The 429-nt window shown below is 63.9% G+C and carries 1 pseudogene; it reads left to right on the top strand.

What is annotated here, in order from left to right:
* Positions 1-124, top strand: a pseudogene (locus DZ860_RS24320) (sulfonamide-resistant dihydropteroate synthase Sul1); the annotation flags it as partial.
* Positions 125-429: the final 305 nt, after the last annotated feature.

The raw sequence follows: 429 nt of genomic DNA on the forward strand, positions 1-429 counted from the left end.
CAATGGCGCTGACTACGTCCGCACCCACGCGCCTGGAGATCTGCGAAGCGCAATCACCTTCTCGGAAACCCTCGCGAAATTTCGCAGTCGCGACGCCAGAGACCGAGGGTTAGATCATGCCTAGCATTCACCTTCCGGCCGCCCGCTAGCGGACCCTGGTCAGGTTCCGCGAAGGTGGGCGCAGACATGCTGGGCTCGTCAGGATCAAACTGCACTATGAGGCGGCGGTTCATACCGCGCCAGGGGAGCGAATGGACAGCGAGGAGCCTCCGAACGTTCGGGTCGCCTGCTCGGGTGATATCGACGAGGTTGTGCGGCTGATGCACGACGCTGCGGCGTGGATGTCCGCCAAGGGAACGCCCGCCTGGGACGTCGCGCGGATCGACCGGACATTCGCGGAGACCTTCGTCCTGAGATCCGAGCTCCTAG

This window comes from Vibrio sinensis, assembly GCF_003605645.1.
Taxonomy (GTDB): Bacteria; Pseudomonadota; Gammaproteobacteria; order Enterobacterales; family Vibrionaceae; genus Vibrio; species Vibrio sinensis.